Source organism: Streptomyces sp. NPDC088730 (assembly GCF_044751215.1).
In the GTDB taxonomy this organism is placed as follows: Bacteria; Actinomycetota; Actinomycetes; order Streptomycetales; family Streptomycetaceae; genus Streptomyces.
In genome coordinates, this window is sequence record NZ_JBIVLK010000003.1 from 345,937 (window position 1) to 359,945 (window position 14,009).

General features: G+C 72.0%; 15 protein-coding genes. 4 read left to right on the forward strand and 11 right to left on the reverse strand.

Annotated elements, in window-relative coordinates; translation table 11 throughout:
• Positions 1-552: 552 nt before the first annotated feature.
• Positions 553-1,044: a GNAT family N-acetyltransferase gene (locus ACIP89_RS13460; protein WP_402114917.1), complete on the forward strand. Its 492-nt coding sequence runs from the start codon at positions 553-555 to the stop codon at positions 1,042-1,044.
• A 22-nt stretch (positions 1,045-1,066) separates the two neighbouring features.
• Here the strand turns inward: ACIP89_RS13460 and ACIP89_RS13465 are convergent, their stop codons facing one another.
• The gene (locus tag ACIP89_RS13465) at positions 1,067-1,660 is read right to left on the reverse strand and encodes a TetR/AcrR family transcriptional regulator (RefSeq protein ID WP_402114919.1); all 594 of its coding nucleotides are present in this window, start codon (positions 1,658-1,660) and stop codon (positions 1,067-1,069) included.
• A 135-nt stretch (positions 1,661-1,795) separates the two neighbouring features.
• Here ACIP89_RS13465 and ACIP89_RS13470 point away from each other — a divergent pair, with 135 nt between their 5' ends.
• Positions 1,796-2,584 (forward strand): SDR family oxidoreductase, encoded by a 789-nt coding sequence (locus ACIP89_RS13470; protein WP_402114921.1) that lies wholly within the window; start codon positions 1,796-1,798, stop codon positions 2,582-2,584.
• 26 nt (positions 2,585-2,610) lie between these two features.
• Here ACIP89_RS13470 and ACIP89_RS13475 read toward each other — a convergent pair whose 3' ends face one another.
• Positions 2,611-4,098 carry an MFS transporter gene (locus ACIP89_RS13475; protein ID WP_402114923.1) on the reverse strand — a complete coding sequence of 496 codons (1,488 nt, stop codon included), beginning with the start codon at positions 4,096-4,098 and terminating at the stop codon, positions 2,611-2,613.
• A 101-nt stretch (positions 4,099-4,199) separates the two neighbouring features.
• Between ACIP89_RS13475 and ACIP89_RS13480 the strand changes: the two genes are divergently transcribed.
• Positions 4,200-4,811, forward strand: a complete 612-nt coding sequence (locus tag ACIP89_RS13480) for a TetR/AcrR family transcriptional regulator (protein WP_401927749.1) — start codon at positions 4,200-4,202, stop codon at positions 4,809-4,811.
• A gap of 260 nt (positions 4,812-5,071) precedes the next feature.
• Here ACIP89_RS13480 and ACIP89_RS13485 read toward each other — a convergent pair whose 3' ends face one another.
• The 6 genes from ACIP89_RS13485 to ACIP89_RS13510 form a co-directional block, all read right to left on the reverse strand.
• Positions 5,072-5,686 carry a nucleotidyltransferase domain-containing protein gene (locus ACIP89_RS13485; RefSeq protein ID WP_402114926.1) on the reverse strand — a complete coding sequence of 205 codons (615 nt, stop codon included), beginning with the start codon at positions 5,684-5,686 and terminating at the stop codon, positions 5,072-5,074.
• Positions 5,687-5,693: 7 nt separating this feature from the next.
• Positions 5,694-6,635 (reverse strand): SDR family oxidoreductase, encoded by a 942-nt coding sequence (locus tag ACIP89_RS13490; protein ID WP_402114929.1) that lies wholly within the window; start codon positions 6,633-6,635, stop codon positions 5,694-5,696.
• Positions 6,632-6,988, reverse strand: coding sequence for a DUF952 domain-containing protein (locus ACIP89_RS13495; protein ID WP_402114930.1), 357 nt, complete (start codon positions 6,986-6,988; stop codon positions 6,632-6,634). Before ACIP89_RS13495 ends, ACIP89_RS13490 begins: the two co-directional genes overlap by 4 nt.
• Before the next feature lie 30 nt (positions 6,989-7,018).
• On the reverse strand, positions 7,019-8,341 hold the full coding sequence (locus ACIP89_RS13500; protein ID WP_402114933.1) for a choice-of-anchor A family protein: 1,323 nt from the start codon (positions 8,339-8,341) through the stop codon (positions 7,019-7,021).
• Between the two features lie 153 nt (positions 8,342-8,494).
• On the reverse strand, positions 8,495-9,496 hold the full coding sequence (locus tag ACIP89_RS13505) for an NAD-dependent epimerase/dehydratase family protein (RefSeq protein ID WP_402115208.1): 1,002 nt from the start codon (positions 9,494-9,496) through the stop codon (positions 8,495-8,497).
• Between the two features lie 180 nt (positions 9,497-9,676).
• The gene (locus ACIP89_RS13510) at positions 9,677-10,630 is read right to left on the reverse strand and encodes a LysR family transcriptional regulator (protein WP_402114936.1); all 954 of its coding nucleotides are present in this window, start codon (positions 10,628-10,630) and stop codon (positions 9,677-9,679) included.
• Positions 10,631-10,908: 278 nt separating this feature from the next.
• Here ACIP89_RS13510 and snpA point away from each other — a divergent pair, with 278 nt between their 5' ends.
• Positions 10,909-11,580 (forward strand): snapalysin, encoded by a 672-nt coding sequence (gene snpA / locus ACIP89_RS13515; RefSeq protein ID WP_401920632.1) that lies wholly within the window; start codon positions 10,909-10,911, stop codon positions 11,578-11,580.
• A 121-nt stretch (positions 11,581-11,701) separates the two neighbouring features.
• Here snpA and ACIP89_RS13520 read toward each other — a convergent pair whose 3' ends face one another.
• From ACIP89_RS13520 to ACIP89_RS13530, 3 genes are all read right to left on the reverse strand, one after another.
• Positions 11,702-12,058, reverse strand: a complete 357-nt coding sequence (locus ACIP89_RS13520; protein ID WP_401921057.1) for a GntR family transcriptional regulator — start codon at positions 12,056-12,058, stop codon at positions 11,702-11,704.
• A gap of 2 nt (positions 12,059-12,060) precedes the next feature.
• Positions 12,061-13,044 carry a DUF1648 domain-containing protein gene (locus ACIP89_RS13525; RefSeq protein ID WP_402114939.1) on the reverse strand — a complete coding sequence of 328 codons (984 nt, stop codon included), beginning with the start codon at positions 13,042-13,044 and terminating at the stop codon, positions 12,061-12,063.
• 268 nt (positions 13,045-13,312) lie between these two features.
• Positions 13,313-13,981: a DUF6304 family protein gene (locus tag ACIP89_RS13530; protein ID WP_401920635.1), complete on the reverse strand. Its 669-nt coding sequence runs from the start codon at positions 13,979-13,981 to the stop codon at positions 13,313-13,315.
• Positions 13,982-14,009 lie beyond the last annotated feature (28 nt).

Below are 14,009 nucleotides of genomic sequence, written 5' to 3' on the forward strand. Positions count from 1 at the left end.
ATGAGGGCTCATGGAAAGCCGTATGACGCTGGCAGCCGCCGAGCAGGACAGGCCCGAGCTCCCCGCCTGGGGGATTGCGATCTTTCTGGTGATCTTCGCACTGGTGGGAGTCTTCGTTTTCCTGCGGAGATCAAGGAAACGCCCCTGACCGACGGGATGTTCGGCTCGGCCGCGGTCGGGTTGATGCCGCGCCGACCGGGCGACGCCGTGCGGGCAGCAGGCCGTGGGGGCCGAGGAAGTGCGCCGGGCGCCCAGCAGTGGACGTGTTCGCACCGCACGCCCCGGGGCGTGCGGCCCCTCGGGGAATTCACCTCCGTCAAGGAAGACCCGACCATCCTGCGTCGGTTCATGGCCCAAGACCTGGTGCTGAGATTCTGACGCGCCCTCGCAGCCGCCGACTCATTCGGCGCTTGAGCATCTTGATGCCGGCCGGTTACTCATAGGGCTACTGGGCTACTGGGCTACTGGGCTACTGGGCTACTGGGCTCAGCTTCCGTTGTGCCTTACCTTGCCGCCATACATGCCCTTCCGAACCGAACCGGAGAGTGGCCGATGGCCGATGGAGTCGTTCTCGACGGGGTGCTGACCCGCCTTGTCCCGACGGCCGAGGAGGATGTGGACCTGCTGGCCCAGTGGTTCGCTTCGCCGGACTTCGTCGAGCACTGGGGCGGCGTACCGCTATCGCGTGCCGAGGTGGCCGAGAAGTACGTGGGTCGGCGCCGGCCGCGTGTGGAGTCCTTCCTCGTACTCGAAAACGGCACACCGGTGGGCTACGCGCAGTACTGGCGGGCCGGAGTGGCCGAAGGGGGCATCGACATGGTGCTGGCGCCGGAAGCGGGAGGGCGGGGCCTGGGGCCGGATGCCGCTCGGGTGCTCCTTGCGCACCTGGGCGGGGATCTCGGGTGGCGGCGCGTGACGGTCGATCCCGCGAGGGGGAACCCGCGGGCAGTACGTGCCTGGGAGAAGGCCGGGTTCCGGCAGGTGCCGAGCGCGGGTGAGAACCTCCTCATGGAGTTCAGGTTTCCCGAGCGAGGACTGGACTGATCCCTTCGGCCACGCTGCCCCCTCAGGAGCTGAGCAGCCCGCCCTGACCCACCCCGCGCAGCAACGTGTCGACCACGAGTGCCGCCAGTTCGTCCACGTCCCTGGTTTCGGTGGCACGGCTCTGGGCGGCCTCGTGGATCAGGGCGTAGTAGACGCGGCGCGCCCAGGCCAGGTCCGTGCCGGGGCGCAGGACGCCGGCTTCCAGGGCACGTCGGAACAACCGCTCGCACTGGTCGAGCACTTCGGCGTGCACGCGGGCCACCTCGGGGTCCTCCGGGGTGGTGGCGCCCATCGCGAAGCCCCAGCCGGTCTTGACGCGCAGGACGTTGGCGGTCACCTGGTAGAGGGCGACCAGTGGTGGGGCGCTGTCGGCGTGGGCGCTCGTCACGGCTTCGTGGAACTGCCGGGCCGCCCACCCCCGCAGGGCTGCGACCAGGGCCTCGCGGCTGCTGAACCGGCGGTGCACCGTGGTGCGGGCGACGCCCGCCGCCTCGGCGATCTGCTCCATCGTGGCGGCCGGGTTGGCGCCGAGGACCCGCTCGGCGGCTTCCAGGATCGCCCTGACCGTCCGCTCGGTATCCGCGCGCAGCGGTCGCTGCTGAATCTTCCGGTCCACGAGGCTCCTCACATCCCAGTGTCTGTTCGAACAGGCTACGGGACAGTCGCCGGTCGTCCTTAAGTTGCGACATCAGTGTCGCAGGTTCTAGGGTTGTTGCATCACTAGCGACCCATCTAGGTAGAGGGGTGCCTCATGGACCTGCAACTGACCGAAAAGACCGCCGTCGTGACCGGCGCAAGCCGGGGAATCGGCCTGGCCACCGTCTCCGCGCTGGTGGGCGAGGGCATGCGCGTGGTCGGCGCGGCGCGGACCATCACACCGGAGCTCAAGGAGACCGGCGCGATCTGCGTTGCCATGGACCTCGCCGCGTCCGACGCCCCCGGCCGGCTCGTCGCCCTGGCCGCGGCCGAGCTCGGCGGGCTCGATCTCCTGGTGAACAACGTCGGCGGGGGCGACTCGGGTGCGGACACGACGGGCGGGTTCCTCGGCTTCACGGACGAGCAGTGGCACGACACGTTCAACCTGAACTTCATGACCGCCGTCCGCACCACCCGGGCGGCCCTGCCCCACCTCACGGAGAGTCGCGGATCCGTCGTCAACATCTCCTCGAACGGAGCCAGGACCCCGCACGCCGGCCCCGTCCCGTACACCACCGCGAAGGCCGCGCTGACCGCGCTGGGCAAGGCGCTGGCCGAGGAGTTCGGCCCCTTGGGCGTGCGCGTCAACACCATCTCGCCCGGCCCCGTCCGCACCGCCATGTGGGAGAGTCCCGACGGGTACGGGGCCGAGCTGTCCAGGTCCATGGGCGTGGAGCACGAGCAGCTCCTGGCCGGTCTCCCGGCCGCCGTGGGCATGGTCACCGGCAGGCTCGTGCAGCCGGACGAGGTCGCCGCGCTCGTCGCCTGCCTCGCCTCTCCCCGCGCCGGCAGCACCACCGGCGCGGACCACATCATCGACGGAGGTTCGATCAAGACGGTGTGATCGGGAGAGTGCGTTCCGCGGCGTGATCAGGATCGCGCGGCCGCCGCCCGCTCCGCTCGCCCGCGGCCCAGGAAGGCGCCGGCGAGCAGGGCCCCGGCCAGGACCAGCGCGGAGTTGACGAGGATCGCGACCGCGACCCCGGAGAGGACCCCGTCGGGACCCGTGTCCCCCAGGGCGGCCATCCTGGCGGTGGCGACGGCGCTCATGACCGGGATGCCCAGGGTGATGCCGACCTGCTGGGTCATCGTGGCGAGGCCGGTGGCCAGGCCCTGCTCCTCGTCCGGGAGTCCGGAGGTGGCGGTGACCATGAAGCCGACGATCATCAGCATGTTGCCGACGCCTCCGACGAACGTGGCCGCCAGCAGCAGCCAGATCCACGTCCCCGAGGTGCCGAGCGCGACCAGGGAGAGGGTGGCCGCCGCCTGGACGACGCCGCCGGTGACGATGGTGGTGCGGTTGCCGAACCTGCCGACGGCCCGGCCGCCCAGGGTGCCGCCGATGACCGTGCCGATACCGAGGACGCCGAAGGCGAGCCCCGTCGCGAGGGGCGAATAGCCGAGGACTTCCTGGAGGTAGAGCGTCAGCAGGAAGACCAGCGAGGTCTCGGTGACGAACGCGATCAGGCCGGTGGCGTTGCCCCAGATGACACTGCGGCGCTTGAGGATGCGGACGGGGACGAGCGGCGCGGCGGCCCTCTTCTCGACGAACCAGAAGCCGATGAGCAGCCCGGTGCCCGCGAGGAGCGCGGCCAGGGTGGTGGGCGTCGTCCAGCCGGTCGCGCCCGCCTGGGTCAGCCCGTAGACCAGGAACAGCAGGCCGCCGGTGACGGTCGCGGCTCCGGGCACGTCGAGACGGGGCCGTTCGGCCGGGCGCGAGTCGGCGATGACGGACGGGGCCAGGGCGACGACGAGCGCGGCGACGGGCACGTTGACGAAGAACGCCCAGCGCCAGGAGAGCAGATCGGTGAGCAGCCCGCCGAGGATCGCGCCCGCCGTGAACCCGGCGGACATCAGCGCCCCGTTGAGGCCCAGGGCGCGTTCGCGCAGCGGGCCCTCCTTGAAGGCCGTGGTCAGCAGGGCGAGTCCGGCCGGGGTGACGGCCGCGGTGGCGAGACCCTGGAGGACCCGGGCGGTGAGCAGCACCTCCGGGGAGGTCGCCAGTCCGCCCAGTGCCGAGGAGAGGCCGAGGACGATCATGCCGCCGACGAACAGGCGTTTGCGTCCGACGAGATCGGCCACCCGGCCGAACAGGAGCGTGAATCCGGCGGCGGCGAGGGCGAACGCGGTGGCGATCCACTGGAGGTCCGCGAGAGCGAAGCCGAGGCCCTCGCCGACGACGGGCAGTGCGACGTTCAGGATCGAGAAGTCCACCGCGATCATGAACTGGGCGCCCAGGAGAAGAGCGAGTACGAGCTTCTGCCGGCCGGTCATCCGGGGCGGCGGCGGAGGAGCGGCGTCCACGGGTGGCGTGGCGTCAAAAGGTGCGCGGGACGGGGTCTGGCTGGGTGCGGACATGGCCGGCCTTCCTCGGGTCGAGGTGTTAACGGTTCCGTAGTTCCGTTAAGGTGAGGTGACCGTAGCAGAGGAGAGGGTATTAATGGAACTGGAGACCCGTTATGACGTCTGAGGGTGTGGAACCCGGTACGGTCCGGCCAGGCGGGCGCACCGCCCGGGTCCGGGAGGCCGTCCTGCGCGCGGCGGGTGACGCGCTGGCGGAACACGGCTTCGACCGCCTCGACCTCGCCGATGTCGCGCGCCGCGCGGAGGTCGGCAAGACGACCGTCTACCGCCGCTGGTCGAGCCCCACCGGGCTGATCGCGGAGCTGCTCGACGACATGGCCGAGCAGTCCTCCCCGCGCACGGCGACCGGCTCGCTGGACGAGGACCTCAGGGCCAACGCCCGGCTCGTGCTCAGCACCCTCACCGACCCCCGCCAGGGGGCCCTGTTCCGCTCGGTGATCGCGGCGGCGACCTGCGACGAGCGCACGGCGGCGGCGCTGCACCGCTTCTACGCGATCCGCATCAAGGAATGGTCCGGCTGCGTCACCGAGGCCGTCGAGCGCGGGGAGCTGCCCGCGGGCACCGATCCGGACGAGGTGATCCGAGCCGTCTCGGCGCCGCTCTACTACCGCCTGCTGGCCAGCGGCGACCCGCTCGACGCGGCGGCCGCAGACCGCGCTGCCGACGCCGCCGCGGCGGCCGCCAGGGCGGGCGCGTACGTGAGCTGAGCCGGCTCAGCCGGGCCTCCCAGGGCTGCCGGGCTCAACCCGCCCCGCAGCCGCGCGCCCAAGGATGCCGGGCTCAGCTGCGCCGCCAAAGGATGCCGCGCTCAGCCCGCCCGGAACCACACCGCCCAGGGATGCCGGGCTCAACCCGCCCGCACCGCGCTGCCCAAGGCCGCCGGCCTCAACCTGCCGGCACCGCACCGCACCGCCCAAGGCTGCCGGGCTCAACCCGCCCGCAACCGCACCGCCCAAGGATGTCGGCCTCAAGCCGCCCGCAGCCGCGCCGCCCAGGGGTGGTCCGCGCCTGCGGCCAGGGTGATCGTCTCGGTCAGCCAGGCGCGCTGGTCGTCACCGAGAACGGGCAGCGCGGCCGCGAAGTCCTGCTCGTCCTTGGGGCGCCGGGACCGGGACTTGTACAGCAGCTGGACCTCCGGCACGACGTACGGGACGCCGTCCCCGGAGACCGCGCCCAGCCGGTCAAGCGGCAGCCTGATCCTGGGATCGCGCCGGAACACCCAGTCGCCGCCCGCCACGTCGTCGAGCATGAACTGGACGCGCCACGGCTCGTCCGGCCCCGGCCTGCACCAGATGTCGTGGACGTCCCCCGGCAGGATCTCGCCGGGCTTCCAGGGCCGCAGCGTGCCGGGCGGATCGGCGGCCCACCACTCCCAGCCCGGCAGTGTCCGCTGGACGGCGAGCTGGTCCCGGCGCAGCAGGAGCACATCGATGTCACCGTGCTCACGGTAGGAGCGGCCGACGGCCAGCTCGACCGCGTACCCGCCCGCGATCCACCACGGGCCGCGCAGCGGGGCGAGCAGGCCGACGGTTCCGGGGAGGGACAGTGGGTCCCAGGGGCCCCACGGGGTCTCCGTGCGCACGACGCCCTCAGCCCGGAGGGAGGAGGTGCCGGTAGCTGTCCGGGTGCTCCCTGAGGTAGGTGGCCAGGTCCTTGGGCGGCCGGCCGGTAAGCCGCTGCACGGCGTCCGAGACCGTGGCCATCTCGCCGGCCGCGATGGCCTCGTAGGACGTCACCCAGCCCGCCACCTCCCAGTCCGGCGCCCCGTACCCCGAGCGGGAGGCGTAGGCCTCCTCCCGCGTCTCCGGCACGTAGGTGATGGTCCGTCCGGTGGCCCGGCTCAGCTCCTCGGCCGCTTCCGTGAGGGTGAACGCCCGCGGGCCGGTCAGTTCGTACGTCGCCCCGTCGTGCGCGGCGTCCCCGGTGGGGCCGCCGCCGGACAGCAGTACCGCGGACGCCGCGTCGGCGATGTCCTCGTGGGCCACCGCGGCCACCCGGCCGTCCCCTCCCGGGCCGCGCAGCACGCCGTCGGCACCGGTCATCGCCGGGAGGCCCGCGAGGTACCAGCTGTCGCGCAGGAAGGTGTGGCGGACGCCGGAGACCCGGATGTGCGCCTCGGTCTCCCAGTGGTCCCGGGCGAAGGTGAACGTGGCGTCGGGCGCCGCGCCGACGAACGACACGTACACGATCCGTTCGACGCCCGCCGCCGTCGCCGCGTCCACGGCGCTGATGTGCTCGCGCACCCGGTCCGGGCTCTCGTGCGCCGATACGAGGAACAGGGTCTGCGCCCCGGCCAGCGCGCGGCGCATCGCCTCCCCGTCGCCGTAGGACGCGGCCGGCCCGGTGTGGGCGCCGGGCAGTTCGGGCAGCCGCGACGGGTCGCGGCCCAGCAGCCGGACCGGGACGCCCGCCCGGGCCAGCCGCTTGGCGACCCGGCCGCCGAGCGCACCGCTCGCGCCGGTGACCGCTGTGAGGGGGCCGCCGGTGAGGTCGTCGGGGCTGTGCTGCCTGTCGTCGTCGGATGAAGTCATATCGGATCGCCTTCCTTGCGCTGCCAGGGGCGCACCTCCACGACCGCTTCGACCGGAACCGGTCCGTAGATGTGCGGGAACTGCTCGCCGCCGGGGATGACCGACTCGTACCGGACGGGCGCGGGGAGCCGTTCGGTGTCGATGACCAGCACCACCAGGTCCTGGTCACCAGCTCCGGACCGGCTCCCGGCGCCGTACAGCATCTCGGCCACACCGGGGAGCTGGTGGGGCAGCGAGCAGTGGATGAAGCCCTCTTCGTGCAGGGTGCGGCCGCGGGTGGACATCTCGTACGTCCCGGTCCCGCGGGCCGCCTCCCACAGCGGGCCTTCGGTGAGGTGCAGAAGTTCGGTCATGGGCCAAAGCTAGGCCGGACCCAGTGGGTCTCAGCCGCGTCGGCGCGTCCTGCGGGCCATCAGTGTGGCCGCCGATCCCGCGACCAGCAGCGCTGCGGCAATCCCGCCGATCACCCATTCACCGCCGCGTGAACCCGTGTTCGGGAGTTCTCCTCCCGGGTGGGGCCGGTGCGGCCAGGAGTGGGTGGGGGTGGGCCTGGGGTTGGGGGTCGACTCCGACGGCGACGGTCCCGGCGTATCTGTCGGAGTGGGGGTGGGAGTAGGAGTGGGGGTTGGGGTGGGGGTGGGAGTCGGAGTCGGAGTCGGTGTCGGTGTCGGGGACGGCTCCTCGTCGCAGTCCGGCAGATCGCCGTCGAACGGGTAGGCGTGCATCTCCTGGCCGCCCGACTCGCCCTCCGACGTGTGGGTCAGCGAACCAGCGGTGTAGAAACGGCCGTTGGTGCCGCTCATCATCAGGTTCGCCATGCTGGACTGCTGCCCGATGAGCACACTGCCCTGGAACTGGCCGGTGCCCTTCAGCCCGACCTCGGTGGCGTCCGGGAAGTTCCACATCAGCCGCTCGCGGAGCCCGGACTGGGGCAGCGAACCCATGTACGTGCTGATGTTGCGGGCCGTTCCGTAGACGTTGACCAGCACGGTCGCACCGTCCGGAATATCGCGGAAGACGATGCCCTCCTGGCCTCCGGAGCCCGTGGCCAGATCGGCGTCCAGGGCGAAGACCTGAAGGGCGGAGGTTCCGTCGCCGGTGAAGTAGGTCTCGGAGCCGTCCATCTGCACCCTGCCGGTCGCCGGGCGGCGGTGGTCCTTGTTGTCGTCGTAGGCGTAGCAGTGGCTGGCCGCCGTCAACTGGTCGCGCAGGGCGGTGTACGGGGCGGTCGCACCGGCCTCGTGGACCGCGGCCGGGATCACCGTCCCGGTCAGGCTCTGGGCGTACCGCACCACACCGTGGTTGAGCCCCTCCTCGGCGAGCAGCCGCTGTCCGGTGGCGATGCTGAGGTCGCCGCCCACCGTCAGGTAGTCGGACCCGTTGGGCGGCGGCACCCGTGATCCCACTCCGATGACGCCGACGTTGTAGATCTGCGAGGCGCCCGCCCGCTTGTTCATGTCGAACCGGCCGAGGGTGACGATCTTCCCCTCGGCTTCGGCCGCCGCCTCCCTGACCAGGTAATCGCCGCCCACGTAGATGTTGATGTTGCTGTCGTGGTTGACCACGGGTCCGTTGTTCGGATCGTTCCAGTCGGTGGGGCAGTCGTCCCCCAGACACGGTCCGAGTCCTCCCGGCAGCGGGTCGGCGGCCGCGGTGGGCGCGAGGGCCCCCACCATGGCTGCCGCCGCCGCCACCGTCACCGCCACGCGGTGAGTTCTACCGCTTCTGCGCGCTTTCGTTCCCATGCAGCGCAATATGCAGCTTTTCTGAGTACTTATCAGCTGTGCCACGCCGGGCGGCCGCCCGCTTCCGCCGACCGCCCGGCCCGCTCGTCCCCGGACGGCCGCCCCGTCAGCCCGTCAGCCGTCCAGCAGCTTCGCCTCGGTCCGCGGATCGAGGCCGACCGAGGGCCGGTCGGGGCGCTGAGGTGCGCTGCCGCCCAGTTGGCACAGCCACTTCCAGGTGTCCTCGACCGTCTCCCCGACCGGCCGGCAGCGCAGCCCGGTGGCGTGCGCCCGGCTGACGTCGCCCTGGTGCAGGCTGTCGTACAGCTCCCCCGGCGGCAGCCAGACCGGCAGGTCCGACCAGGGCTCGACGCCCGCCGCGAGGATCTCCTCCGTGGCGGTCCAGCGCAGCTCGGCATCGGAGCCGGTGACCCGCACGCAGGCGTCGAGCAGCTCCCCCATCGTGGCGTGCCCGGGGCGGCTAACCAGGTTGTACGGCCCGTTCAGCCCGCTCCCGGCGGCGTCCAGCAGCCACCCGGCGAGGTCACGGGCGTCGATGTACTGAAGGGGCAGACCGGGTGTCCCAGGGGCCAGCACGGGACCGCCCCGGGCGATCCGCGTCAGCCACCAGGGCAGCCTGCCGATGTTCTCCCAGGGACCGATGACCAGCCCCGCGCGGACGAGCAGCGCCCGGTCGCCGAAGGCGTCCAGCGCGGCCAGTTCGCCACCCCGTTTGGCCAGGGCGTACGAGACGTCACCACCGGCGTCCGGTGAGGCGCCGTCCACCACCGGGCCGTCCTCCGCCAGGCCTGCCGGGGCCGGGTAGGCGTAGACGGAACGGCTGGAGACGTACGCGTAGCGCCCGGCCCGGCCCGCGAGCAGCCGGGCCGCGTCCCGTACGGCCGAGGGCGCACCGCTCCAGGTGTCGACGACCAGGTCCCAGGTGTACGAGCCGTCCGCCGGCCCTCCGGCGGATTCGAGCGCGGCCAGGCCGTCCTGCGCGGTGCGGTCGCCGAGCAGTTCGGCCGTGCCGGGCGGTGGCTCGTGGTGGCCCCGGTGGAACACGGTGACCTCCCAGCCGCGCGTGAGCGCGCCCTCGGTGACGGCCCGGCCGACGAATTCGGTACCACCCAGCATCAAGAGCCTCATGCCCCGACTCTGCCTCCCCGCGCCCCGGACCGGAACCGGCCTCGCTCCGGGCTGAACCGGGCGCGTTCCGGTGCACGCCGGGCGCGTTCCGATGCGCGCCGAACCCGTTCAGGTGCCCGACCGACCCGTTCCGGCGTCCGCCTCGTTCCGGCACGCGCCTCGTTCCGGTCAGGAGGAACGTGCCAGCGGGCTCCGGTTGCGCAGGAGCCACTGGTGGTAGCCGTCGACCTGCCGGGCCGCCTCCCGGTAGGCGGCCTCCAGCTCGCCGTACACCACCGCCGTGTCGGCGCCCGGCCGGGAGACCAGCAGCAGCCGGACCGCGAGCGGGTCGTCGCGCAGCGGGCGGATGGCCATGTCGTCGCGCGGGCCCGAGGTCGGCTGGCAGGGCGCGACCGCCTCACCGAGGACGACGAGGGAGGCGGCGGTGAGGTAGTCGCCGTGCAGCACGGTCGGCGCGACACCGGCCGCGCCGAACACCCGGCGCAGGCCGTCCCATTCGCCGTCCACCGTGGGATCGACCATCCACCGGTCGGCCGCCAGGTCGGTCAGATCGACGACCGGCAGCGCGGCGGCCGGGTGGTCGCGGGCCATCGAGACGAACTGCGGTTCGCGGTCCAGGAGCACCCGCTGCACCAGGCCGTCGGGCACGTACAGCGGGCAGCCCTCCACCTCGTGCACGAAGGCGACGTCGAGCCGGCCCGCCTCGACCGCGCGCAGCAGCGCGTGGGCGGACACGTCGACCCGCAGCGTGATGTCCGTGCCGGGCAGCCGGATGCGCAGCCTGCGCAGCCAGCCGCCGATGACCCGGCTGGCGGTGCAGCCGATCCGCAGCCGGGGGCCGCCGGACCGGGCCGCGTCCGCCTCCGCCCTGGCGTCGGTGACCAGCGCCCGCATGCCGTCCACGAGCGGACGGGCCCGGCTCAGAACGGCGTGGCCGAGCAGGGTGGGGCGACACCCGGTGCGTTCGCGGCTGAACAGTTCGGCGCCGAGGGAGTTCTCGATCCGGCGCAGCTGGGTGGTGAGCGAGGGCTGGCTCACGCCCAGCCTGCGGGCCGCCCGGTGCAGGCTGCCGGTCTCGGCGATGGCGCACAGCGCCCTGAGGTGCCTCACCTCAAGCTCCATACCGCCGAGAGTAGGGCGGCGGCGCCATGCCGCACCAGACGTCCCAATCCCATCAAACTCCTGTAATTCAGCGGTAGGTGGAACGCCGGACACCGTTTGTGCCCGCTCGATTCATCGCACCCTCGCCCAGGAGCTGGGGCCGGGTGATAGGGCGGCGCTATCGCCGGTTGGCATCATCCGCCGGGGCTCCGATTGACCCACACTCTCTCCGTACCGCCCCCGTCCGAGTCCGATGATCGGACGGGTTCCTCGGACAGGTAACTGGTAGGAGACCCCCCATGAGACACCCCAGGACCGTCATGTCGGCCGTGGTCGGCCTCGGCTTCGGCCTCGCCGCCGCGCTGGGAACCGCACCCGCGCTCGCCTCTGCCGCCCCCGCACCTGCCTCTTCCGCGCCGGCCCCCCACGTCGCGTACACCTCCCACTCCGGATCGCACGAGAGCGCCGCCGCCAACAAGGCGTTCTTCGACGCGGTCGTGAAGTCGGTGGCCGAGAAGCGGGCCGCCCACCCGGGCGTCCAGTCGGTCACCATCGTCTACAGCACCGCCAACGCGCCCAGCTTCCGCACCCAGATAGCCAACAGCGCGCAGATCTGGAACAGCTCGGTCTCCAACGTCCGGTTGCAGGAGGGGTCCAACGCGGACTTCACCTACTACGAGGGCAACGACCCGAGCGGCTCGTACGCCAGCACCGACGGACACGGCAACGGCTACATCTTCCTCGACTACGCACAGAACCAGCAGTACAACTCGACCCGCGTCACGACCCACGAGACCGGGCACGTGCTCGGCCTGCCGGACCACTACTCGGGCCCGTGCAGCGAGCTGATGTCGGGCGGCGGCCCCGGCCCGTCCTGCACCAACCCGTATCCGAACACCAATGAGCGCAACCAGGTGAACTACCTCTGGCAGAACGGCTTCGCGGCCGCGCTCGCCCGCAGCGGTTCCTGACCACAGCACGCGGAAAGGGGCCACCTCGCCGGACGGGGTGGCCCTTCGCGGGTGCGCGACGGCCTGGGCCGCCGGCCCTTCGTGTGCCTGAGTTCAGCCTCCGGGCGTTCGCTCGGGGCTGTCAGCGGCTCAGTTCGGTACGGACGAGGGCCAGCAGTTCGTCGTCCGTCATCCCGAGCTCGCGGGCGCCGCCGACCATCTCGCGTACCCGGTCCAGCAGCCTGGCGCGGTGCGGGGAGACGCCCGCGGCGACCATCGCGCCGCGGCCACGGCGCAGTTCGATCAGCCCCTCCTCGCGCAGCCGCTGGTAGCCGCGCAGCGCCGTGTGCACATTGACGCCCAGCGATTCGGCCAGGACCCGGGCGGCGGGCAGCCGCTCTCCCGGGCCGACCGTCCCGTCGGCGACGGCACGGCGCACGCAGGCCGCGATCTGGTCGCCGAGCGGCACGGTGGAAGTGGGATCGACGCGGAAAAGCATGGTCATTTATCCGTTCGACGCTGATCGACGAGGGTGTTGAGCAGCGCCGCGGCGGTCGACGAGTCCTCGACGGTCACCGCGAACTGCCGGCCGCCGACCAGTTCCGCCACGATTCCCTCACCGGACCGGATCATGACTCCGGTACGGCCGGGCCGGATCCGGTAGCCCCAGCCGCCGTACTCGGCCAAGGGGTTGATCCTACGGCTGTCCGCCGCCTCGATCCGGTCGAGCGGGATTCTTATCCTCGGCCACGGCAGCACCCCGGAGACCGTGAGGCCGCGCCGGTCCACCGTTACGTACGGACGGGCGAAGACCGCGAGGAGCAGGCCGATCACGAGAGCCGGAACCGCCGCGATCCAGTGGGCGGTGAACACCAGGACGATGCCGCCTGCGAGCACGACGAGCGGGATCAACGGCAGCCACCAGGTCCCGGCATTGCGCGCCCACCCCGCGACCTCCCCGTCGGCCAGCTTGATCCGTTCGACGCCACGGGCCGGGCGGCTGCCGGCCGGGGCCGCTTCGCGGGGAAAGCGCGCGGCGAGCAGCAGCCCGAGCCCGAAGGCGAGCACCGCGACTCCCACGCCCACGGCCAGGTGCCACATCGGGAACGAGACATCCCGCGCCCGGCCCCGCGCGTCCTGGGCGGCATCTACGTTGATGTACAGAACGACCGCCATCAGGTAGCCGAGACCTCCGGCGGTGGCGTAGCCACTGGCGACGACCCTCCCGTACGAGCGGCCGCTGTACTTCCCCGCGACCGCCATCAGGACCCACAGGGCGCCGATCCCGGCGAACAGCACTACGACGAGAACGATGTACGAACCCCGGCTCGCATGGTCGTCTACCTGGCCGTTGCCGACGAAGTGGCTGGCCATCTGCTCGGGAAGCCGGTCACGCCAGGTTGCGAACAGGATGAGGTCGGCAGCGAGGGCGAGTACGAACGGCAGCGCGGCAAGGGCCGCACCGCCGACATTTCTACGGTTCATAGAAACCTCCATTGTTTGCATGCTAGTAGAACAATGAAGTTGCGGCAATGACGCGGGCCGGTGCGGCGGTTGGGGCAGTGCGGCAGCGGGGGCAGTGCAGCAGTGAGAGCAGTGCGGCGGTTGGGGCAGAGGGGGCAGTGGGGGCAGTGCGGAAAATGCGGAGCCCGCCTGACGGTGACGCGCTGTCAGGCGGGCTCGGTGACGGTTCGGTAAGGGTGGCGGGCGGTGAGTCGGCCAGGCCGGTCGGCGGGTCGGACGGGCCGGGCGGTCAGGCCAGTTCGAGGGGGAACGCTCCGCGGTGTCCGGTGCCCGCGCCGGCCGTCGGCCTGGGCTCGAACTCCGGGCAGCTGTAGGTCTCCTGGACGAATCCGCTGCGCCGGTCCCACAGGTCGAGGACATCGCCCTCCCCGTCCGCCCCCCGGTAGGCCTCCTTGGCACCCCGGAAGCAGGCGAGGCCGCCGGAGAGACCTCGGCCGGGCGCCGGGAAGTAGTCCGAGAAGGCGCAGGCGATGCAGGTCCGGAGCCGCACCCCGGGCGGAAGAACCCGCTGGATGGTGGCGAGCGCGGAACCGAAGTCGCTCTCGGCCCGGTGGGACCGGAATCCCGCCCCGCCGAACTGCAGCTCCAGGTAGAGGTACGGATCCGGCCGGCGCAGGGACAACAGGCAGCTGAGCCGCGCCTGTTCGGGCACCCCGTCCGCGACGACCGGGAACGGCAGGTCCCATTCCAGGACGCAGTCGTTGAGCACCCCGTCCGCCAGGGCGAACATCTCGCCCTGGTCCGGCGTGCCCGGCGCGGGACGGAGGCCGTCGAAGCTCTCGCCCACGAAGTCGATTCCCCGGATACGGAGGCGGAGTTGCTGTCCGTCGGTGGTGAGGATGACGGCATCGGATCCCTGCCGGTCCCGGTACCACCCTGCCCACGACTCATCTGTCATGGGCAGGGACTGTAGCCCGTGCCTCGGA

Excerpts from the sequence above, each read along its gene's own strand:
- ACIP89_RS13460 (WP_402114917.1), top strand. The coding sequence starts at position 553 with ATGGCCGATGGAGTCGTTCTCGACGGGGTGCTGACCCGCCTTGTCCCG.
- ACIP89_RS13520 (WP_401921057.1), bottom strand. The coding sequence starts at position 12,058 with ATGCTTTTCCGCGTCGATCCCACTTCCACCGTGCCGCTCGGCGACCAG.
- ACIP89_RS13530 (WP_401920635.1), bottom strand. The coding sequence starts at position 13,981 with ATGACAGATGAGTCGTGGGCAGGGTGGTACCGGGACCGGCAGGGATCC.
- ACIP89_RS13510 (WP_402114936.1), bottom strand. The coding sequence starts at position 10,630 with ATGGAGCTTGAGGTGAGGCACCTCAGGGCGCTGTGCGCCATCGCCGAG.
- ACIP89_RS13480 (WP_401927749.1), top strand. The coding sequence starts at position 4,200 with ATGACGTCTGAGGGTGTGGAACCCGGTACGGTCCGGCCAGGCGGGCGC.
- snpA (WP_401920632.1), top strand. The coding sequence starts at position 10,909 with ATGAGACACCCCAGGACCGTCATGTCGGCCGTGGTCGGCCTCGGCTTC.
- ACIP89_RS13525 (WP_402114939.1), bottom strand. The coding sequence starts at position 13,044 with ATGAACCGTAGAAATGTCGGCGGTGCGGCCCTTGCCGCGCTGCCGTTC.
- ACIP89_RS13505 (WP_402115208.1), bottom strand. The coding sequence starts at position 9,496 with ATGCTGGGTGGTACCGAATTCGTCGGCCGGGCCGTCACCGAGGGCGCG.
- ACIP89_RS13470 (WP_402114921.1), top strand. The coding sequence starts at position 1,796 with ATGGACCTGCAACTGACCGAAAAGACCGCCGTCGTGACCGGCGCAAGC.
- ACIP89_RS13475 (WP_402114923.1), bottom strand. The coding sequence starts at position 4,098 with ATGTCCGCACCCAGCCAGACCCCGTCCCGCGCACCTTTTGACGCCACG.
- ACIP89_RS13495 (WP_402114930.1), bottom strand. The coding sequence starts at position 6,988 with ATGACCGAACTTCTGCACCTCACCGAAGGCCCGCTGTGGGAGGCGGCC.
- ACIP89_RS13490 (WP_402114929.1), bottom strand. The coding sequence starts at position 6,635 with ATGACTTCATCCGACGACGACAGGCAGCACAGCCCCGACGACCTCACC.